This window comes from Pseudomonas sp. 65/3-MNA-CIBAN-0223 (genome assembly GCF_040310425.1).
GTDB classification, from domain to species: domain Bacteria; phylum Pseudomonadota; class Gammaproteobacteria; order Pseudomonadales; family Pseudomonadaceae; genus Aquipseudomonas; species Aquipseudomonas gregormendelii.
This window is the reverse complement of the sequence record NZ_JBEOPV010000232.1, coordinates 1-256: the sequence shown is the minus strand read 5'-3', so window position 1 is coordinate 256 and position 256 is coordinate 1. Positions and strand designations below refer to the sequence as shown.

Annotated in this window: 1 pseudogene; it reads right to left on the bottom strand. The window is 48.0% G+C overall.

What is annotated here, in order from left to right:
• Positions 1–256, bottom strand: a pseudogene (locus tag AAEZ09_RS28700) (glycine/betaine ABC transporter); the annotation flags it as partial.

The window sequence follows — 256 nt, the reverse complement described above, 5'->3', positions numbered from 1 at the left end:
CACTAACCCCAAAAAAACCGATAAAGGCACAGCCACTAAAACAAACGATAAGGTTTGCATCGCGGGTGTCCACTGACCAAATACCGCAATGTAAATGATGCTGGTGCCGGCTAAAATAGACAGATTACGTCCACCTAGGTAATGGCCAATTAAAAATGCACCGGCTGCAACGGCTGTCCATGGTAGTGCAGGGATTCGAGCCCATTCGTTTTCGCTCACAAAGTCCCAGCTAGTGAAGGCGACAACGGTTTTAACG